This window comes from Streptomyces sp. NPDC056296 (assembly GCF_042268605.1).
Lineage (GTDB): Bacteria > Actinomycetota > Actinomycetes > Streptomycetales > Streptomycetaceae > Streptomyces.
The window spans coordinates 144,355-163,895 of sequence record NZ_JBHJRX010000007.1; the positions used below are offsets into that span (position 1 = coordinate 144,355).

General features: G+C 66.8%; 16 protein-coding genes and 5 pseudogenes. 12 read left to right on the forward strand and 9 right to left on the reverse strand.

The genetic code is table 11. The features are described from left to right. Positions 1-28: 28 nt before the first annotated feature. A complete protein-coding gene (locus tag ACFCZF_RS07225; protein WP_376670815.1) occupies positions 29-1,297 on the reverse strand; it encodes an acyl-CoA dehydrogenase family protein in 1,269 nt (422 codons plus the stop codon). A gap of 578 nt (positions 1,298-1,875) precedes the next feature. Here ACFCZF_RS07225 and ACFCZF_RS07230 point away from each other — a divergent pair. Further along, a complete protein-coding gene (locus ACFCZF_RS07230; protein WP_376670816.1) occupies positions 1,876-2,412 on the forward strand; it encodes a nuclear transport factor 2 family protein in 537 nt (178 codons plus the stop codon). Positions 2,413-2,531: 119 nt separating this feature from the next. Here the strand turns inward: ACFCZF_RS07230 and ACFCZF_RS07235 are convergent, their stop codons facing one another. Beyond that, positions 2,532-3,194, reverse strand: coding sequence for a TetR/AcrR family transcriptional regulator (locus tag ACFCZF_RS07235; protein WP_375912272.1), 663 nt, complete (start codon positions 3,192-3,194; stop codon positions 2,532-2,534). A 103-nt stretch (positions 3,195-3,297) separates the two neighbouring features. Here ACFCZF_RS07235 and ACFCZF_RS07240 point away from each other — a divergent pair, with 103 nt between their 5' ends. Continuing rightward, positions 3,298-3,993, forward strand: coding sequence for a hypothetical protein (locus ACFCZF_RS07240; RefSeq protein ID WP_376670817.1), 696 nt, complete (start codon positions 3,298-3,300; stop codon positions 3,991-3,993). A 210-nt stretch (positions 3,994-4,203) separates the two neighbouring features. Beyond that, entirely contained in the window at positions 4,204-4,575 is a 372-nt protein-coding gene (locus tag ACFCZF_RS07245; RefSeq protein ID WP_376670818.1) for a hypothetical protein, read from the forward strand. 558 nt (positions 4,576-5,133) lie between these two features. On the opposite strand, the gene ACFCZF_RS07250 is transcribed toward ACFCZF_RS07245, so the two are convergent. Then, a complete protein-coding gene (locus ACFCZF_RS07250) occupies positions 5,134-6,879 on the reverse strand; it encodes a CocE/NonD family hydrolase (protein ID WP_376670819.1) in 1,746 nt (581 codons plus the stop codon). Positions 6,880-6,997: 118 nt separating this feature from the next. Here ACFCZF_RS07250 and ACFCZF_RS07255 point away from each other — a divergent pair, with 118 nt between their 5' ends. Continuing rightward, positions 6,998-7,660: a TetR family transcriptional regulator gene (locus ACFCZF_RS07255; protein WP_376670820.1), complete on the forward strand. Its 663-nt coding sequence runs from the start codon at positions 6,998-7,000 to the stop codon at positions 7,658-7,660. Between the two features lie 16 nt (positions 7,661-7,676). On the opposite strand, the gene ACFCZF_RS07260 is transcribed toward ACFCZF_RS07255, so the two are convergent. The 6 genes and pseudogenes from ACFCZF_RS07260 to ACFCZF_RS07285 form a co-directional block, all read right to left on the reverse strand. Further along, positions 7,677-8,672, reverse strand: coding sequence for an amidohydrolase family protein (locus ACFCZF_RS07260; protein WP_376670821.1), 996 nt, complete (start codon positions 8,670-8,672; stop codon positions 7,677-7,679). Positions 8,673-8,691: 19 nt separating this feature from the next. After that, entirely contained in the window at positions 8,692-9,741 is a 1,050-nt protein-coding gene (locus ACFCZF_RS07265) for an amidohydrolase family protein (RefSeq protein ID WP_376670822.1), read from the reverse strand. Positions 9,742-9,823: 82 nt separating this feature from the next. Continuing rightward, positions 9,824-10,249, reverse strand: a complete 426-nt coding sequence (locus ACFCZF_RS07270; protein WP_376670823.1) for an amidohydrolase family protein — start codon at positions 10,247-10,249, stop codon at positions 9,824-9,826. Between the two features lie 46 nt (positions 10,250-10,295). Further along, positions 10,296-10,760: pseudogene (locus ACFCZF_RS07275) on the reverse strand (amidohydrolase family protein); the annotation flags it as partial. A 79-nt stretch (positions 10,761-10,839) separates the two neighbouring features. After that, the gene (locus ACFCZF_RS07280) at positions 10,840-12,051 is read right to left on the reverse strand and encodes an acyl-CoA dehydrogenase family protein (protein WP_376670824.1); all 1,212 of its coding nucleotides are present in this window, start codon (positions 12,049-12,051) and stop codon (positions 10,840-10,842) included. Between the two features lie 31 nt (positions 12,052-12,082). Beyond that, positions 12,083-12,661, reverse strand: a complete 579-nt coding sequence (locus ACFCZF_RS07285) for a flavin reductase family protein (RefSeq protein WP_376670825.1) — start codon at positions 12,659-12,661, stop codon at positions 12,083-12,085. Positions 12,662-12,915: 254 nt separating this feature from the next. On the opposite strand from ACFCZF_RS07285, the gene ACFCZF_RS07290 reads away from it, so the two are divergent. The 8 genes and pseudogenes from ACFCZF_RS07290 to ACFCZF_RS07325 all read left to right on the forward strand — a co-directional run. After that, on the forward strand, positions 12,916-13,902 hold the full coding sequence (locus ACFCZF_RS07290; RefSeq protein ID WP_376670826.1) for an AraC family transcriptional regulator: 987 nt from the start codon (positions 12,916-12,918) through the stop codon (positions 13,900-13,902). Positions 13,903-13,916: 14 nt separating this feature from the next. Then, positions 13,917-14,129, forward strand: coding sequence for a hypothetical protein (locus ACFCZF_RS07295; RefSeq protein WP_376670827.1), 213 nt, complete (start codon positions 13,917-13,919; stop codon positions 14,127-14,129). Positions 14,130-14,551: 422 nt separating this feature from the next. Continuing rightward, positions 14,552-14,992: pseudogene (locus tag ACFCZF_RS07300) on the forward strand (glycoside hydrolase); the annotation flags it as partial. Between the two features lie 425 nt (positions 14,993-15,417). Next, positions 15,418-16,458 (forward strand): annotated as a pseudogene (locus ACFCZF_RS07305) (cytochrome P450); the annotation flags it as partial. 49 nt (positions 16,459-16,507) lie between these two features. Continuing rightward, the gene (locus ACFCZF_RS07310) at positions 16,508-16,702 is read left to right on the forward strand and encodes a ferredoxin (RefSeq protein WP_376670828.1); all 195 of its coding nucleotides are present in this window, start codon (positions 16,508-16,510) and stop codon (positions 16,700-16,702) included. After that, a pseudogene (locus tag ACFCZF_RS07315) lies at positions 16,699-17,566 on the forward strand (NAD(P)/FAD-dependent oxidoreductase); the annotation flags it as partial. The gene ACFCZF_RS07310 and the pseudogene ACFCZF_RS07315, both read left to right, overlap by 4 nt. Positions 17,567-17,803: 237 nt before the next feature. After that, a complete protein-coding gene (locus ACFCZF_RS07320) occupies positions 17,804-19,006 on the forward strand; it encodes an IS110 family transposase (protein WP_376670829.1) in 1,203 nt (400 codons plus the stop codon). After that, positions 18,967-19,490, forward strand: a pseudogene (locus ACFCZF_RS07325) (PP2C family protein-serine/threonine phosphatase); the annotation flags it as partial. The gene ACFCZF_RS07320 and the pseudogene ACFCZF_RS07325, both read left to right, overlap by 40 nt. Positions 19,491-19,541 lie beyond the last annotated feature (51 nt).

Sequence of the window (19,541 nt, forward strand, 5' to 3'; positions counted from 1 at the left end):
GCGTCCAGGAGTGCTGCGGCCGGCTGCCTCAGCCCTTGGCGGGCGGAGCGGGCGCGAAGCGGTCCAGGGTGGTGATCCCCGCGAACTTGTGCGGCTGCGCCCCCGCCATCAGCCTGCCGTAGTTCTCCGAGAGGGCCTCAAGATTGAGGGCTCCGTGCAAGGTGATGACCCGTGCATCGCGCCACGCTCGCTGGATCGGTTCGCTCTCCATGATGGCCGTCGAGCCGGAGTTCCGCTGCAGCAGCTCGATGGCCTCCGCACACCATTTGGCCGCGTACGCGGTCTCGGCGAGCACCCGTGCACTGAACATCTGCATGTACTCGGGATCCGCAGCCTCGCCAGCGGCGGCGGCAGCTCCCAGCCGGTCGGTTTCATCAGCGTTGGCACGCGTCATCAAGGTCGCAGACTGGATCTTTGAATGAACCTCGGTGAGCATCAGATGGGTCAGGGGCGCGTCCAACTGGTTCTTGTAGGTGGTGCCGCGGATGGGGCGGCCGGCGGAGCGCTCCAGGAACCTCTCCAGCGCACCCTGCGCGATGCCGATCGACATCCCCGCCATGAGGCTGAAGGCCCAGCCGAGCGAGGGCGCCTTCCACAACGAGCCCTTGAGGCCGTTGTCGATGTCTCCGCCGACGACGTGACGGAAGTCGACGACGCGATAGTCGGGCACGAAGAGCTCGTCCCGGACAAGGGTGATGGACACGCTGCCAGTTGCGCGCATACCGGCGACGTTCCAGTCGTTGAGGAACCGGAGCTCATCACGCGGAACCTGTACGCCCACCAGGTAAGGACCGTCACCGTCGTCGGCGATGCAACCAAGGTTCGTGTAGGGAGCCCAGAGCGAGTCACTGCCGAACGTCCAGGGACCGCCGGTGATGGCCCAGCCACCCTCGACTCGTTTCGCGCGCCCGCGAGAGGCAGGGAAGTGACTCGATCCGGCCACTCGTGGCCCGGTCCACTCGCATCCGTAGACCTCCTCGACGACGCGAGCGCCCGAGCCGGCGGGAATCCAGTTGGTGGAGGCCCCCACCCACACGGTCCAACCGGACGAGCCGTCCCACTTGGAGACTTCGGACACGACGTCCAGCTGCTGCCGCACGGTCAGCTCATCCCCTCCGAACTCAACGGGATTGCTGATGTTGAACGCGCCGGTCGCGTCCAGATCGGCGATGGTCTCGTTCGAATGACGGCCCGCACGCTCGGCGTCCAGCGCTCGCTCACGCAGGGCGGGGCCCAGTGCGCGGACGTTCTCGAGGATCTTCGTCAGCCTCTCGGAGGTGTCTCGAGTCGCAACCATCGTCGTTATCTCCTGTATGTCGTTCCGTGGGAGACAAGAGCCGGCTCGGCAAGCGCCGCCGGCTCTTGGCGGTATCTCTGGTGAGGCTTCGATGGGGACCGCGGCGACAGCGGTGGCGCTTCCCGGGGGCACGAAGCGAGCCAGGAAGTGTCTGGGCGAGGGAGAGGCAGCAGAGCCGTCGCTGAGTCGGCCGTAGGAGTCCGCAACCTGGAGCGTAGGCCTCGGCGGATAAAGTGTCAACATTAACTACGGCCTGACCATCCTATGAGCGCGAGGAGAAGTGTGCACTCGCTCATTACCCTCGCTCGTACCCGGAAAAGTGTTGACAGCGTTTGGTCCGAGGCTTGACGATGAGCCCACGTGCCCGCCCGGTCGGCGGCTCTCCAGAAGTCGCGGGACGTGACTGTGGCCCTCCTAGCGCCGGGCGGTGCGGAGCCGACGCGGGAGCGCGCCGTGAGGGCTCCGGGGAGGCGGCTGCTTCCGCTTTCCATCATCTGCTGATGCCGGTAAAGCCGTTACTGCACCGATGCGCCCTAATCTTGCCGTCGACGTAAAAGACCCAGAACGCAACATTTAGCATGAGGGACGCGAGCATGATTGAACATGACAAGGCTGCCATCGTCGAGGTCCTGAATCTCTACGGCCTGGCGCTTGACGCCCATCGCTGGGATCTGTTCGACCGCATCTTCACAGAAGACGTGGTCGCGGAGTTCGGCCCGGCCGGAGCTGCCTGGTCCGGCCTCTCCACCTTCAAGAACTCCTTCGCCGGGTTCCACGAGAGCCTGGACAGCCATCAGCACACGATGATGGGCCAGTTGGTGCACGTCGACGGGGACAGGGCAAACGCCTTCAGTTACGGCAACTGGCTCCTCGTGCGCGAATCGGCCGAGGATGGTCCGACGTGGCAGGGGACCGGGTGGTACGACGACGAGCTGGTCCGAACCGAGCATGGCTGGCTCATCCGGCACCGGGTGTGTCGACTCATGTCCTGGACCGGGAACCCCTTCGTGCCCGAGCCGCAGGCGGAGCACAAGCCCGACATGCAGACAAACGTGCTGCGTGAGCACAGTGACGCGGGGAAGGTCGCGTTCCTGAACGCGATCAAGGCCAGGTAGGCGAACCTGCCGGGGTCACGGTCCTCGTCGAGTGAGCTTCTCTCTTGACGAGGACCGGGTACGACTGCGGGCGACCCTCCGTACATGCCAGAGGCAAACCCCGCGTCCTGCCCTTCGGGCTACGGGGACTCACTGCTGCGTCCGGGCTCCGGAGTGAGGAGATAGGCGAGTGCCATGTCTCTGAGCTCGTCCGCGTACCGGTGCAGAGCCGCCTCGCCGGCAAAGCTGTCCGGACGCAGCGAGTTGTGGAAGCAGGCCCCAAGGAGGGCACGGGCCGCGGTATCGAGCGCTGCCTCCGGGACGGGGTGCCGGATCTGATCCAGGTAGGGCATCGCTGCGTCGAGGAGCAGGCGGTGGATTTCTGAGATGGTGCGGGCGCCGCGATCAAGGGCGCCGCCTGCCCGGGTGCGCAGCAGCTCGGTGAAGAGATTGCCGCCCTCGGCGAAGGAGCGGAGCAGCGAGTGAGCGTACGCAGTCAGGACGCCGGACAGCGACGGCTCGGCGGCGCGTAGCTGCTTCGCCACGTACTCCTCGCGTCGATCCAGCATGCGGGCCGTCAGGGCATTGACCAACTGCTCTTTGCCTTCGAAGCGACGGTAGATCGAGCCCACCGACATGCCGGCGCGTTCGGCGACGCCCGCGATGGTCAACTCCTCCAGGCCGACCTCGGAGGCGAGCTCCTCGGCGGCCTGCAGCATCCGAGCCAGCGTCGCGGCGCTGCGTGCCTGTCGCGGCTCCCGGTAGTGCGTGAGGTGGTTCCGATCATCAGTCACGGCACGCATGGTACCGAGGACCGCTTTGGTCATGTCTCTTGACAGGGCGCGCTGGAACGCTCGTAGTATTGCGAATGAAAGTTCACATTCGCACTCGGAGTGGAGTTCCCGGATGACTGACATGCAATCTTCGACGACAGCGGCCGTCCGGCTCGCGTCAGGACCGGCCGGACCCGGGGGCATCGATGACTTCGAGCTCTTCTACTCGCGCCGTGTCCTGAGCTTCCTCAAGGACCGGCTGGGGCGACAGACGCTGCTCGATCTGTTGGCTCCGGACATCGAAGAGGGCAATGCCTTCCTGAGGCAGAGCGCCCAGGACTCCGGAGGCAGCTTCACCTCGGGCACCACGGTGCTGGAGACGCAGGGGCTCAACGCCGGACAGTTCCTTGCCTGGATGGGCAAGGCCTTCGCCGACGAGGACGTGCTCCTCGCCGCCCAGCCCGAGCACTACGCGATGGTCAACAAGGACGACGGCTCGGTCCACGTGACCGAGAACATCGGCCCGTACATCTGCTCCTTCTACCTCGGCGACTGGGCCGCGGAGGCCATGGCTTGGGCCGCGGACGCGGACGAGCTCCTGCCTGAGAGCGCGTTTCCGCACAAGAAGGCCACCAATCTCTTCCTCGCCGACGGCACGATCGTCGGCCGGGTGCTGATCCAGTTCGGGGATACGGACGAGGGCTTCTCTTCGCATCTGACGGTCTACCTGCCCAGCTCCAGCCCGGCTGACATCCTGGAGCACCATCTCCGCCATTTCGCCGTGGAGTTCAGGAACTGGATCATGGCCGCAGCGGTCGACAGCGCCTGAGAGGGCGGCACCTCGGCCAGGGAGGCAGTGAGCGTTGGCGGCGGCGCTCGTCGCCGCCGCTCCAATCAGCCAGTTCCTCCACTGGCCGCACATCCTCGGGGCGACCATCGCAACCCGGTTGCCAACTTCAGGCCGTCATCGACGCCAACAGTCGGCTGCTCGTGACCAGCGGCAGCCGGCCACCCGGCAGCCGACATTGAGGAGGGCGCCGTGGAAGACCTGCCGCTTGACGAGTTGGGGCTGCTGCGCGGGGCAGTAGAGGGATGCGACATCCGCTACTTCAGCTCACTGCGGACGCTCGACCGGGACGCATGTCTGGTACTGCGGGCCGGTCTGATCGCCCTGATCCCGGCAGGCATGCAGCGCGACGACGAATGCCAGTACTACGAAGCCACCGCAGCAGGCCGTGAGTTCTATGCCGCCCATCTTTACGGGCTGGACGAGCATGCCGAGGGCCGAGCGAGCTCATGGCGCGACGATCCGCAGCTTGCGGCTGCGGCGCGGGCGCTGGGCAGGCTGCTGGATGCGGTCGAGCGCCCCACACAACGTGATTCGGCCCGACTCCAGCGCGGCGACGAATGAATAGGGCCAGCTTGCACGAACTGGTTCGAAGAACGTCCACTGCGGCTGAAGACCTGCCAGAGCAGACGGTCTGGCTGGGCCGGGCACGTCCAGCGACAGGCAGCGGGTGACGTGCACCGCAACCAGGCGCCCGTCTGCGTCTCGGGGTGCGGCAGCTCTCCCAGTACCTGTCGCGGCCGCGCCACATCCAGGTCCGCGAGGCAGAGCACGCCATACACCGCGCCGTGTCCGCGCCGGTACCCTGCCGCCGGCGTGAGGTCCACCGGCGTGGCCAGCGGGCCGACCGCGCGCTACCGCGAACGCTTCCCCGAGGGGATGCTGCTGGTGTTCGGCCACCCTGACGGGCTGCTCCTCGACGCCGTCAAGCCCGATCACAACCAAGTGCTCCGCTTCGGATCCGAAACCGGAACCAACCTTGCGGACACCGACGGCGAAGTACGGCGTGGCTACCACCCCGTTCGTCCGGCCGGGTACATCGCCGCCCGGCGACGTCAACCACGCAGTCAGCAGGCCGCTCCGCCTCGACGGCAGAGCGACCTGCTGACTCGTGCGCCCGCCTCAGGCGGTCTTGACCGGCAGTTGCAGGTAGGACGCGTGCTCGCCACCGGTGCGGATGATGTGCTGTCCGCTCTCGGCCGGGGTGTACTCGCGGATTCCGGGCATCATCGTCCCCAGCAGCGAGCGTCCGCTGATGACAAGACGAAGCTGCTCACCCGGGTAGAAGGTGAGCCCCACAGGGAGCAGGTCGATCTCGACGTCGACGACCTCGCCGGGCGAGAGCTTCTCGACCCGGTCGAAGCTGTGGGCGGGGACGTCATCGGTGGACAGCTTCTCGTCCAGGTGGCGCATCGAGACGCGCAGGCGTCCGTCCGATCCCTTGTACCGCAGGATCGAGCCGCCGCGTTCGGTGACGTCGTGGATCCGCGCGCTCTGGTTGGGCACGGTGAACTGCTGCAGAGGCGTGCCATACGCGTCGAGCTTCTGGACCAGGAGAAACAGGTCCATGTCGTCCGCGCCTTCCGCCTCGACCCACAGGTGCGCCTTCGGGTATCCGACCAGCACGGTCTCCTTGTCGAAGCGCGTCACGAACGACACCTCGTCCGGGTTGGCGCCGAGCGTGTAGCCCGCCGACGCCCCGTCGACCGGGGCCGTCGTCCCCAGAGTCCGCGAGCGGCCGTCCAGGTAGTACTTCGTCGGGATGACTTCTGCCGGCGGGAACTCCCCCGCAGGGATGTTGACCTGGTCGCCGCCCTGAAGGTCGAGCAGGGAGTAGCGCACGCGGGGCGTCTCCTCCCATCCGTTGTCCTCGTCCTTGAGGAAGCGGTCGAAGAACCGGCGCAGCTCCTCCCGGTTCGCCTCGTCGTAGTAGTCGGGCCACTCCTGGCTGTTGTGGATGCGCAGCCACTTGTCCTCGGACGCCATGCGGCGCCAGGCACGGAAGGTACCGGCGGTGTGCAGCGTGTTGGAGTAGCTGGCGACGACGTACGCGGGCACGTTGATGTTCTCGAACTGCGGGATCTTGTTCTCCCACAGCTCGTTCATCAGCGGATAGCGATCGGCCTCCGCGATGATGTCCTCCTTGCTGCTGTTGCCCCAGAAGCTGTAGTCCCGCAGCTGGCGGGCGAACCCGTGGTCGGGCAGACCGCCGCGCATCACCAGGTCGCGGTAGACGTCGCTCACGCCCTCCCACGGGTTGATGGCCGCCAGGTGCGGCGGCTGTTCGGCCGCGGTGAACCACTGCGACACCGCGAGATAGGAGGTTCCGCTCATGGCGACCTTGCCCGTGCACCAGTCCTGAACGGCGAGCCACTCGATCAGGTCGTAGCAGTCACGGCCCTCCTGGCGGTCCCACAGGACACTGTCGCCCTCGCAGTGGGCCACGCCCCGGATGTCCGGGTTGCAGATCGCGTAGCCCTGCGCGCACCAGTACGCGGGATCCGGGGCCTCGAACTTCGCGAGCCCGGACATGATGCCGTTGTCCAGTCCGACCAGATTGAACACGCCCATGACGCTGGCCGAGGTCCCCTGGCCCTTGCCGTACGGGCTCCACGCCACGATGACCGGGACCTTCTCGGCGTTCGCCGGCCGCAGGACGTCGACATAGATGGTGACGCCGTCACGCAGTGTGACCGCTACGTCCTTCTCGAGCACGATGTCGACGGGCAGCGGCTTGAACGGCGGCGCGATCTGGAAACCGGCCTCCAGCGTGCGAGTGCCAGGCTCGTAGTTGCTCAGGATCCCGTACCGGTCAATACCCGGCTTCAGCGGGTTCGACGGCATGAGTACCTTCTGGACATCGCTCATGGTGAGCTCCTCACATCTCTTGACCCGGAGTCCGGGGTGGCGACTCTGCGAGCGTACGACCGCCGAACGAAAAACTCAACGTCTGTTGAGATGTTGGTTTCGGGGTTAGATTTGAGCTATGACCGCGCATACGCAATCCGTCTCCACCGGGCGCCGTGGACGCCGACCGGGGACGAACCAGACCCGACAGGCCATCCTCGACGCTGCCCGCGCCCGGTTCGCAGCCGACGGCTTCACCGCGACGACGATACGGCGGGTCGCAGCCGACGCCGAGGTCGACGCGTCGTTGGTGATGCAGTTCTTCCGGTCGAAGGACGAGCTGTTCGCCGCAGTGATGTCCGTCCCAGCAGAGGCTCTGACCCGCTTCAGCAGCGCATTCGAGGGAACGGACGCCCACCTCGGTGAACGCGTGGTCCGCGCATTCTTCGAGGTGTGGGAAGTGGAGTCGTCGAGCTCGAAGCCCCTCATGGCAATGCTCCGGGGCGCCATCGTCAACGAGCAGGCGAACGACCAGCTGCGCGAGTTCCTGCAGGAGCGTCTGCTGGTCGACAACATCGCCTCGCGCGCCGTCGACGACCCGACCCTCCGGGCGGGGATCGTGTCGTCGATGCTCGTCGGTCTCATCGTGGGACGAGGAATCGTAGGCGTGGCGACCCTGACAGAGGCGGAACGCGAGACGCTGATCGCGCTGATCGGGCCCGCCATACAGAGCGTGCTGGTTCCGCTGCCGGCGGCCGCCGACGATGACGAAGACGACGCCTCTGAGGCGCCTCGAACATGACGGCGCCGGACGGCCTCTAGAGCCGGAGCAGTCGCTCGGCGTTCTCGTGCGCGATCTTCTGCTTCGACTGCTCCGGCAGGTCGGCCTCGTCGAAAAAGGTGACGGCACCGTCGTTACTCGCGAAGGGGTAGTCGACGGCGAAGAGGATGCGCTCGAGCGGGACGGTTTCGAGGCAGAACTGGAGTTGTGCCTGGCCGAACAGGCCGCTGGGTGCGATGTAGACGTTCTCGCGGAAGTATTCGCTGAATGAGCGTTCGAGCCGGGTGGCGCGCTGCGGCAGGGCCTCGTCGACTCGGTCCAGATAGAAGGGGATCATCTCGCCCCAGTGGCCCAGGATGATCTGCAGGTCCGGGTACCTGTCGAACACGCCTGAGTGGACGAGGTGCAGGAAGTGGACGGCCGTCTCCTGGTGCCACCCCCAGGCGGCGGTCTGGAGGCGGGTGGCGACGACTGGCGGCAGATCGCCCGAGTAGCAGCTCTCGGTGACCGCGAGCGGGGGGACGGCGGGATGCAGGAACATCGGGACCTCCAGGGCTGCGGCCTTGGCGAGGACCGGGTCGTAGCGCGGCGCGTCCAGGAATTCCCCGTCGGTACGACCGAAGATCATGGTCCCGACGAAGCCCAGCTCGTTGACGCATCGGTCCAGTTCGTCGGCGGCGGCCTCGGGGGCGGCGGTCGGCAGAGAGGCGAACGCGGCGAACCGGTCCGGATAGGAGCGCGTCGCCGCGGCGGCCCGGTCATTGGCCGCGCGGACGAGGTCGGGGGCGACTTCCGCCGGTACCTGCTGTGCGCCGAGGCATGAGAGCACCTGCATCGTGATGCCGCCCGCGTCCATGTCCGCGATCCGCCCCTCGGCAAGGTCCATCAGGACCTCGGCAGGGGGAGAATAGGGAAGGCCGGCCGCTGGGTCGTAGGCGGCCGCGAAGCCTGGGCTCAATGCCTGCGCGGTAGCCGCACCCGCCTTGCTGACGGCCGGATCGGCGAAGTGCTCCTCAAGAGCGATGATCTTCACAGAGTATGTCCCTTTCGAGTCAGCGCTCGTACTCGACGCCGGCGCACCAGACTCGTTCGATGTTCTGGGTGGCGCGGATGTCCGAGACCGGGTCACCGGAGACGAGCAGCAGATCGGCGCGTTTGCCCGGCGCGATCACTCCTCGGTCGTTGAGCCCGAAGTGCTGTGCCGTCATCTCGGTGGCGGCTCGCATGGCTTCAACGGTGGACAGCCTGGCGTCGACGAGCAGTTCCAGCTCATGATGCAGGCTCTTTCCGAAGGGCGGCGAAGCGGGTACGCCTGTCGCGGCGTTCGCATCGGTGCCGGCCAGCACCGGCACACCGGCCCTGTGCAGGGCGGCGACACTCTCACGCGCTGCTTCGTACGACGGGCCGGGTGCGCCGGGGCGGCTGACTGCCTCGACGGTGCCCTCCATCATCGCCAGTGTGGGTACGATCACCCGCCCGTCGGACACCGCCCGTGCCACCTCGCTCTCGGTCAGCACATGGTCCAAGGGAGCGTGGGTGAGGATGTCCGCTCCTGCCTCCTGAGCCATCCGCACGGCTTCCGCGGACGCGGCATGAGTGATCGTGCGCATCCCCTGCTGGTGCGCGGCGAGGACCAGGGCGTCCACGGTCGGCTGGTCGAACCCGGGAAGATCAATGATGATCTTGATGTAGTCGGCCCCCTCGGCAAGCCGCTGCGCCACGAAGTCTTTCGCGTCGTCCGGCCCGCTTACGAGTCCTCCGGAAGGACGCCCCATGCGCTGCGCGTGGGCACTGTCGGGTGACGTGGCGCCCACCGTGCTGCTGCGGATATCGGTGAGTCCAGGGCGCCCCCGCAGCGAGGCGACGAGACTGGCCGGCCAGGTGCCCATGTCCAGGGCAGTGGTGATCCCGTGCGCGGCGAAGGAGTGCAGCGTCGACACATCGCTGAGATGGACGTGGGCGTCGATCAGACCGGAGATCAGGACGCCGCCATGACCGTCAACGTGCCTCGCGCTTCCCGTGCCCGCGGTGGTGCCGATAAGGGAGCCATCGATGACGACGGTGCCTGGGTCCAGGAGCGTGTGGCCGTCGAAGACACGCACATTGGTCAGTACGGTGCTCCCTGCGGATCGGCTGTCGTCCGTGGAAGACCGATCGGATGACACAGTTCTCTCTCCTCGCATGTCATTGACGCCCGCCCCGGTAGCGGGGCAGGAGCCTTCGTGCGTTACCGCTGTCGATGGCGTCGCGGTCTGCGTCCGTCATGGGGCAGCGGTCGTAATGGTCGGTGAAGTAGGCGGCGCCGCGACTGGTGACGTGCGGCCAGTCGGTGCCGAACAGCACATGATCGGGGCCGAAGAACTCAAGCGTGCAGGGCAGGCTGAGCGGGCCGGCCGCTTGTGCGGTCTCCACGTGGAAGGACTTGAGGTCGGCCAACAGGTCCTCGACCGTTCGGTCGCTGTCGTAGCTCATGGTCATGGCCAGGCGATGCGCGGCGAACGGGACGAATCCTCCGCCGTGCGAGAGGACGAAGGTGATGTTCGGCCATCGGCGCACCGCGCCGTTGCGCACCAGGCTCACCGCCGTCCGCGTGGTGTCCAGCAGCGGCAATGTATGCGGGGATCCCGTCGGCCGGGGGCCCGTGCAGTTGGCAAGGGTGCACACATACCACGGCACTGCGTCGGTCCAGTTCGGCCAGCAGCGGCTCGAAGCGTGGATCACCCAGATAGGCGCCGTCGGCGTTGGCGAACAGGACCACTCCGTCGGCACCGAGGTCGTCCAAGGCGTACGCGGCCTCGGTCAGGCTGCCTTCCACGTCCGGGAGGGTGAGGGTGGCGAAGAAGCCGAACCGGTCACGGCGTCGAGCGGCCAGGTCGGCTCCGAACTCATTGACCTGTCGAGCCAGGCTCCGTGCTTGCATGTCGTCGTTGTCCAGGCGGACACCGGGCACCGACAGGGAGACAATCCCGGTTGCGACGCCATGGGCATCCATCGCCTCGAGCGCGAGATCCTCGCTCCACACCGGTGCCAGCCCGCCGGTGGAGATGCCACGCCGGTCCAGAAGAGCCTGGTATTGCGGCGGGATTACGTGCTGATGCACATCGATGCGGCCCGACGACATGGCATACCTCCGATGGTTGATGCAGGGATCGTGGCCTCAGCTGGGGGACCTCAGTGGCTGTCCGGCGTGATTCAACCGGTCAGATCAGGGGGGTGATGTGGTCGTCGCGGCCCAGCAGAGCCTTGCCGTAGACCTCGTAGTTGACGGTGGGCAGAACGACGGCGTGGCGGGCGGCCACGGCGGAGTCGCGCCAGATCCGCTGGAGCGGGTTGACGTCGGCGAAGCTCCCGGCGCCGTGGGCGAAGAGCAGATCGTTGATGGCGCTGGTGATGTTCTCGACGGCCCATCCACTGTCGGCGCGTACTCGGGCGCGGGTGGTGAGGTCGGGGTAGCCGGCCTCGGCGGCGGTCCGGTCGATGTCGTCCGCGGCCCGGTAGGCGTGCAGATGGGCGGTGTCGATCTGGAGCGACGCGCGCGACAGCTGAAGCTGGAAGGCCACCGAGTCGGACTGCGTGGTGTAGTCGGTGTACGAGATCGCCTTCTTCGCGGCCTTCTCCCGCACGATCTGCAGAGCTTTGCGTCCCAGGCCCAGCTGAGGTCCCACCAGAACCAACGTCAGAAGGGGCACGAACGCTGAGCGATACAGGGTCTCGTCGGTGTGTTCGGTGCCGTAGTCGCCGGCGATGGCGGGCGGGACGGACAGGACGCGGTGGTCGGGCACGAACACCTCATGCGCAATCAGGCAGTTGGAGCCAGAGGCCTTCATCCCGGCGACGAACCAGGTGTCCTCCAGTTCCAATTCCTGCCGTGCGATCAGGGCCAGCCCCTGGTCGACCACGTGGCCATCGGCGTCGGTGACAGGGATGCCCAGTACGGCCCAGTCGGCATGCCATGAACCGGAGTTGTAGTACCAGCGCCCCGTGACGCGGTACCCCCCGTCCACCTTCACCGTCTCCGCCGTCGGAGCGAGCACACCGGAAACCCTGTGGTCCGGGTTGTCCGCCCACACCTCGTCCTGCGCTCGTTGCGGGAACAGGGCCGTCATCCAGGCACATACATTGGACAGCGTCACCACCCACGCCGCGCCGCCGTCCGCCTCCGCGACCGCGGCGGACACGTCGAGCATGGTGCGCATCGACGTCTCGTAGCCGCCGTAGCGCTTCGGCTGAGCGATCTTGAAGGCTCCGGCCTCGCACAGCGCCTCGATACTCTCTTCCGGCACCCTCCGTTCGAGCTCGCCCTGAGCGGCGTTCTTCTCCAGGAGTGAATGCAGTAGCCGCACCCGCTCTACCAGCTCGGGGGAGTCGGGTACGGCGTGCGGGGCGGCTGACGTGTCGGTCACCTTGGTCATTGTGATCACTCCTTGTCTGTGATGCGTCGAGTCAGCGAGCGCAAGCGGCGATCTGGTCGACAATCCGAGGGCGTGGGCGCTGGTCGTAGCAGGAATGGGTGCCGAACGTCCGATGGGCGTAGACAAGGGGCGGCAGATCCGTGTGACTCGCGCCCCGTACCAACCCGAACAGCAGAAGATGGTCACCGCCCTCGACGGTTCGGTAGAGGTCGCAAGTCGCCCACCCCGCTGCGCCTTCAAGGCGCGGCAGACCGTTGTCGTAGTGCCATGCCGTCCCGCCGAATCTGTCCTGGCCGCGGGCGGCGAAGAGCATCGCCAGGTCCGCCTGACCGTGACCGAGCAGGTTGATCCCGAAGCGGCCGGCGTCCTGAATCCGGTGGAGCAGCAGAGACCGGCGGTCGAAGGCGACGCTGATCAGTGGTGGATCCAGTGACAGCGAGGCGAAGGAACTGACCGTTGCCCCGAACGGAGAGCCGTCGACACTTGTGGTCACCACGGTCACGGGCGCGCACACCGTCGTCATCAGGTTCCGGAACCGCTGGGGATCTACCGGAGCTCCGCTGTGCAGTGGGTCTTCCGGCGCCTTGATCTTCTCGTATGGCGTGGCCATGACGCGTATTCCTCTCGCGGATGCCGTGGCGTCCGGTCGAGCCGGTGCGACGGCAGCTCACAGCTCCCTTTTCGATTCCCTCGACGGTAGGTAAGGTCGGGTCCCACCGAAATCCACTCTGCGAAGCGGATGGTCCGCTACGCGAACTCCCCGGCCCCGCCAAGCACGCCTACGCTGGGTGAAGAGGTGCTTGGAGGCGAGGACGAGCGATGCGAACGGTTCACTTCGGCGCTACGCCACAATCGGGCGGTCCCATGGAGCTGGCCGGGCAGCCCCCGTGTACGTCCGACGATTTCGACGAGTATCGCGCCCGGGTCAACGACGCGTTCTATCCGGCGCGGATGGAGCTCGTCTCGCCCGGCACGCGTCTTTCCCATGCCTGGATGTCCGCAATCCGGCTGCGGCACCTCACTGTGGGCGTCGTGCGCTTCGGGGCCGACGTACTCGTCGATCCCGGTGATGTCGGCGGTTACCACGTGAACGTACCGTTGGCAGGCTCGGTCGTGTCCCGCTGCGGCTCACGGGAGATCGTCGCCACCCCCGAGCTGGCCGCCGTCTTCAGCCCGGACCAGCACACGGTCCTGCCCTCCTGGAGCGTCGACGCGACGCAGGTCTGCCTCAAGATCGAGCGAGCCGCGCTGGAGGAGGAACTCGCTCGCGTCCTGGGCCGGCCGGTGGACCGGCGCCTGCGGTTCGACCTCGGGTTCGACCTGACCGCTTCGGTGGGGCAGCGCTGGTGGGCCACGCTCAATGTCCTGCTCGACACCCTCAAGGACCCGAGCGCCGTCGCGGGACCAGGGCACGCGGCCCAGCTCGACTACTTGGAGCGCGCCTTGCTCGTCGGGCTGCTGATCGGGCAGGGCCATTCCATGACGCAGGCGCTCGACTCAAGGGCCGTCGACAAGAATCCGACGGCGCTGGGGAAAGCCGTGGACGTGATCCACAGCGCGCCAGGATCCCAGTACAACATAACGGATCTCGCCCATGCCTCCGGAGTGGGCGTACGTCAGTTGCAGAAACTGTTCCGTGATCGCTTCGACATGAGCCCGTCGGAATACCTGCGCCAGGTCCGGCTGGAAGGCACGCGGCGGGAACTGCTCCATGCTCCGACGACGGTCAGTGACGTCGCATTTCGTTGGGGATTCAACCATCTGGGGCGATTTGCCGATCACTATCGGAGAAAGTTCGGTGAGAGCCCGTCGCAGACCCTCCGCGGCGGGGGATCCGATCGCGTCTTCTGACAGCGGGAATGCACTTGGCCGCGCAGGCATCCGGCGAAGGGCCCGTCACCTTCATCAACGTATTCGACATTGCGGCGGAAGAATCAATCGACCTCTTCGTGGCCAAGTGGAAAGAACGCAGCCGCTTCACCGCGACAGCAGACGGATTCGTCTCCGCCGAGATGTTCCGCGCAATTGACTCCGCCACTCGCTTTGACCGCGTGCGAGAAACGGCCCCGGCCGAGTAATGGCGCCCGGGCGGGGCCGAAAATTGAAAAGTAGTGGCTACTCGACCTAGCAGTTGCCGCGACTGCTCCGCGAAAGGCGTACCGGTGGTCAGCGCGGTGATGGGCTTTGATCCGGGTTCTGCGCTGGTGAGGATGCCCCTGCGGCGAACGAAACTGTGATGCCGAGAAGTACCGGAAACGGCTGCTTTCTTGCCAAGCTCAAACAGGTTGCGCGTCTTGCTGCCCTGAAACTGGTCAACGTGTCGTGATTCGTAATGGAATTTCTCACCTCAGTTGTGATGTGGGCAGTTCGCGGGGGCGCCGACCGCAGTCGCCGCTGTAATCGATCAACAGCTATTGGCGCTTGTTTGTGAAAGTTTTACTTTCCTTCATGCGAGAGCGCTCGCTCTCTCAAGTCGTCGCTTCCGTCGAGACTTTGACGTTCTCTGACGGCGGCGACCGGGGCGACGGCCGGCAGCGACACCCTCGCGTCGGCGGGCGGCACGAACCGCGACGGCGCGCCGTACCAGCCGATGGTCTACGAGGCGAAGAAGGTCAACGGCACTGTCGCGCCGGGCGCGTCCACGGCCTTGCGCATCCAAGTGGACGCGGGAACGGCGGTCGGCCTGGGCCGGCAGGCGAGGGTCAGCTACGACCTCACGGGCGACGGCACCGTCGAACGGACGGAGACATACCGGTACTTCGCGACTGATCCCATGACCGGTTGGGAGACGTCCCGCGAAAGCAGCGGCCTCAAGTCGGCGACGGGCTCACTGGGGAACCTGAAGGGTGGGACGGTCCGCCTGGAGGTCTGGCCGGCGATCGGCAACGCCCCGGCAAAGCTTTGGACCGGGACGGCCGATTCGACACTGACGATCCCGTTCGCCAGTACCCGGCACATGACGTCGGCGGGGCTGTCCACACGAGGACAATGGACTGGTACCCCGCCGGCAGTGAGGATATGAACGCACTGCCTGGGCGTTTGACCTCCACCTGACTGACGCTCCGGCTGTCGTTGGGTTGAGTCGTCGACCGCTCGGGAGGTGTTGCCGTGCACGGCGCCGATCGATCCGCATCGGGGTGCGGCCCAAATCCGGCCATCTCCGATAATGCACAGCGGGGAGACCGGAAGGAGTCGGAAAGTGGCCGATACGTTCAAGCGCCGTACGCCGAGCCAGTGGGGTGAGGGGCACGCCCTCAAGGAGGAAATCCTGGCGGCTGCCGCGCGGATGCTGGCAGAGGCGGGCCGTGAGGAAGGGCTGTCGCTTCGGTCCGTAGCCCGAGAGGTCGGAATCTCGGCGCCCAGCATCTCGGCGACCCGCGCATCAGCGCCGACCCTCACAACGCCGGTTATCCGCACGGCAATGAGGGCCGCAAGCGGGCTTCCAGGACGCGTCAGGGGTTCCCCACCATGGACGGCCCCGAGCACGCCCGGATGCGCCGGATGGTGACCGCGCCCTTCGCCGTCAAGAAGGTCGAAGCGATGCGGCCGGCGGTACAGAAGATCGTCGACGATCGCATCGACGACATGCTCGCCGGGCCCAAGCCGAAGGACCTGGTCGGGGAGTTCGCGCTGCCGGTGACCAGCCTGGTCATCTGCGAACTGCTGGGTGTGCCCTATGGCGACCACGGCTTCTTCCAGCACCACAGCAATACCATCGTGCGCCGCACTTCGACGCCGGAAGAACTGCAGGCCTCGACCGCCGCACTCAGCGACTATCTCGAGAACCTGGTGACGGTCAAGCTCGCCGAGCCACAGGACGACCTGCTCTCCACCCTCGCGACCGAGCGGGTCAGCACAGGCGAGATGACTGAGCATGATGCCGCGATGACGGGTGTGCTGTTGCTGATCGCGGGCCACGAGACCAGCGCGAACATGATTGCGCTGGGCACTCTGGCACTGTTCCACCACCCTGACCAGCTTGCCCTTGTGCGGGAAACCGAGGACGCCAAGGTCGTGGCGAGCGGGGTGGAGGAAATGCTGCGCTACCTGAGCATCGTGCACACCGGGCGACGTCGCGCCGCCGTGGCAGACATCGAGATTGACGGCCAGGTCATCCGTGCCGGCGACGGTGTCATCATCGCCACGGACATCGCCAACCGGGACCCGGACGTCTTCGCCGACTCCGGCCGGCTCGACGTCACCCGCGACGCCCGCCGCCATGTTGCCTTCGGCTTCGGCGTGCACCAGTGCCTGGGACAGCCCTTGGCCCGCGTCGAACTCCAGACCGTCTACAGCACGTTGTACTCCCGGATCCCCACCCTGGCGCCGGCCTGCGGCGTTGAAGAGCTGGAGTTCAAGCACGACAGCTTCATCTACGGGGTCTACGAACTGCCCGTCACCTGGTGACCTCCTCATCTCTCTCCGCCCAGCACCAGCACACAGAGTGAGTCCAACCATGCGCGTGGAAGTCGATCAGCCCAAATGTGTCGCCTCCGGCCAGTGCGTCCTGCTGGCGCCGGATGTCTTCGATCAGGATGACGACGGCATCGTCGAACTGCTCAATGCCGAACCCGGCGATGAACTCCACTCGGACGTCAGGGAGTCCGCCGCCATCTGCCCGGCCGCGGCCATCCGTGTGGTGGAGAGGTGACCACCCCGGCCAGGCGCCGCGTCGCCATCGTGGGCGCCTCGGTGGCAGGTCTGACGGCTGCCGAGACACTGCGCCGGGAAGGGTTCGACGGCTCGATCGCTCTCGTGGGCCAGGAACCGCACCTGCCCTACGACCGGCCGCCGTTGTCCAAGCAGGTCCTGGTGGGCGAGTGGCCCACCGAGCGGCTATGGTTTGCGTCCGCTCGCAGTCCTCGAGGGGCTCGACCTCGACCTGCGCCTGGGCGTCGCGGCGGCAGCTCTGTCCCTTCCTGATCGCACGGTCACCCTGGCCAACGGTGACCGCATCGGATACGACGGGCTGATCATCGCCACCGGCGTACGACCTCGGCAACTGCCCCTGTGCGGTACTTCCGGCGTGCACGTCCTGCACGTCCTGCACGACCTGGAGGACACCCTCAACCTGCGCGACCGGCTCACGCGCGGCTGCCGTCTGGTGGTGATCGGAGCCGGCTTCCTGGGCGCGGAAGCAGCCTCCTCCGCCCGAGCTCTCGGCATGTCGGTGACCCTCGTCGAACCGGCTCCCGTCCCACTGGCTCACGCCGTCGGACAGTACGTCGGCAGCCATCTGGCCCAGCTGCACCGTGACCACGGGGTGGACCTGCGCCTGCGCAGTGCCGTCGCCGGCATCGACACGGCCGCCGGACGAGCCACCGGAGTCCGCCTGACAGATGGCACACGGATACCTGCCGACGAAATCCTGGTCGCCGTCGGCTCCGAACCGAACACGGAATGGCTCGCAGGCAGCGGACTGCGCGTGGAGGACGGCGTGGTGTGCGACGCCTACACGGCCGCAGCGCCGTGGGTGTACGCGGCCGGCGACGTGGCCCGATGGCACAACCCCGTTACCTTCTTCGTGGCCTCGCAAGGAGGCTCCCGGCCTTCGGCCCCGGTATGACTTGAGCGCCCAGTCGAGATGATCGAAAAGGTGGTGTCGCCGGTGCCGGAGGCATTGGCAGACCGCTGATTAGAGGCACGAGCGCCAATCCCTCAACCGGGTACGGCAGTCTCTTCGTAACGTGGATGCCGGCACGCTGATGCCGCAGGTGAGGCCGGGGAACAGGCGAGGGCGGGAGCGACGGTCGTGACGGACGACACTGACATCGGCGTCTATCTGGGACTGGATGTCGGCAAGGGAGAACATCACGCCGCCGCCGTCAATCGCGCCGGGAAGAAGGTGTTCGACAAGCCGCTGCCCAACAGCGAACGGAAGCTGCGGGAGCTGTTCGACAAGCTCCGGGCCAAGCACGGGACCGTGCTGGTGGTCGTCGACCAGCCGGCTTCCATCGGAGCTCTGCCCCTGGCAGTCGCCCGTGGTGCAGGCTGCCAGGTCGCCTACTTGCCCGGGCTGACCATGCGGCGGATCGCCGATCTTTACCCTGGTGAGGCCAAGACCGATGCTCGTGACGCGTTCGTCATCGCGGACGCTGCCAGAGCGATGCCCCACACCCTGCGGGCGGTCGATCCCGCCGATGAGACGGTCGCCGAGCTCGCCATGATCGCGGGCTTCGACGACGACCTGGCGGGCGAGTCCACCCGGATCGCCAACCGGCTCCGCGGCCTGCTCACCCAGATCCATCCGTCGCTGGAACGGGTCCTGGGCCCACGGATCCAGCACCCGGCCGTGCTCAGGCTGCTGGACCAGTTCGGCTCACCCGCCCAGATCCGCAAAGCCGGAAGGCGACGACTGGTCACCCTGATACGGCCGAAGGCACCGCGGATGGCCGAGCGACTGGTGGAGGACATCTTCACCGCACTCGACGAACAGACCGTCGTCGTCCCGGGCACCGACGCGGCCGCGCTGATCGTCCCCAGCCTCGCCAGTTCCCTCCAGTCCATCCTTGACCAGCGCAAACTCCTTGCCGCGAGGATCGAAGAGCTCCTGGAGGCCCACCCTCTTTCCCAGGTCCTGATCTCGATGCCCGGCATCGGGGTCAGGACCGCAGCCCGCATCCTCATCGACGTCGGTGACGGCAGCGCCTTCGCCACCGCCGGCCACCTCGCCGCCTACGCCGGCCTGGCACCCGTGACCAGGAACTCCGGCTCCTCCATCCGCGGCGAACACCCCTCCAGACGCGGCAACAAGCAGCTCAAACGGGCCTTCTACCTCGCCGCGTTCGCCTCGCTGTCCCAACCTGAGTCCCGTGCCTACTACGACCGAAAACGCCGCGAGGGCAAACACCACGTCGCAGCCCTCGTCGCACTCGCCCGCCGCCGCATCGACGTCCTCTTCGCGATGCTCCGAGACGGCACCTTCTACCAGTCGCCCACCCCGACTACAGCTTGACGAAGCCAATAGAGGCACGTTACCTTCCCGGCGCCACGATGGCCCTGCTCGGCGGGGGCTTCCTCGACGTCGTGGAGGCAGACGACGGCTGCTGCACGCCGTCGTCGGCGACGTCAGCGGACATGGCCCCGACGCCGCCGCACTCGGTGTCTGCCTGCGCATCGCCCGGCGCTCCCTCGTGCTCTGCGGACACCGCGGCGAGGACCTGCTGCATCTGATGGAACGCACTCTGACCGCCGAACGCGACAGCCAGCAACTGTTCGCCACCTGCACCCTGCTGACCCTCGATCTGAACGGCGCCACCGCCACCCTCCATCTCGCCCGCCATCAGGAACCGCTGCTCACCACTGCCGAAGGAACCCGGGAACTGACCGCCGCAGACGGCATCGCACTCGGTATCGTCCCCGGGCTCCGCAGTTGGCTCTCCACGGCCATCCCGCTGCCGGCCACCGGAGCCCTGACCCTCTACACCGACGGCCTCACTGTGTTCCGCCTCGACTGGGCCAACCGCCGCGACCACCCCTGAACCTGGAGC

Excerpts from the sequence above, each read along its gene's own strand:
- ACFCZF_RS07225 (WP_376670815.1), bottom strand. The coding sequence starts at position 1,297 with ATGGTTGCGACTCGAGACACCTCCGAGAGGCTGACGAAGATCCTCGAG.
- ACFCZF_RS07230 (WP_376670816.1), top strand. The coding sequence starts at position 1,876 with ATGAGGGACGCGAGCATGATTGAACATGACAAGGCTGCCATCGTCGAG.
- ACFCZF_RS07235 (WP_375912272.1), bottom strand. The coding sequence starts at position 3,194 with ATGCGTGCCGTGACTGATGATCGGAACCACCTCACGCACTACCGGGAG.
- ACFCZF_RS07240 (WP_376670817.1), top strand. The coding sequence starts at position 3,298 with ATGACTGACATGCAATCTTCGACGACAGCGGCCGTCCGGCTCGCGTCA.
- ACFCZF_RS07250 (WP_376670819.1), bottom strand. The coding sequence starts at position 6,879 with ATGAGCGATGTCCAGAAGGTACTCATGCCGTCGAACCCGCTGAAGCCG.
- ACFCZF_RS07255 (WP_376670820.1), top strand. The coding sequence starts at position 6,998 with ATGACCGCGCATACGCAATCCGTCTCCACCGGGCGCCGTGGACGCCGA.
- ACFCZF_RS07280 (WP_376670824.1), bottom strand. The coding sequence starts at position 12,051 with ATGACCAAGGTGACCGACACGTCAGCCGCCCCGCACGCCGTACCCGAC.
- ACFCZF_RS07285 (WP_376670825.1), bottom strand. The coding sequence starts at position 12,661 with ATGGCCACGCCATACGAGAAGATCAAGGCGCCGGAAGACCCACTGCAC.
- ACFCZF_RS07290 (WP_376670826.1), top strand. The coding sequence starts at position 12,916 with ATGGAGCTGGCCGGGCAGCCCCCGTGTACGTCCGACGATTTCGACGAG.
- ACFCZF_RS07310 (WP_376670828.1), top strand. The coding sequence starts at position 16,508 with ATGCGCGTGGAAGTCGATCAGCCCAAATGTGTCGCCTCCGGCCAGTGC.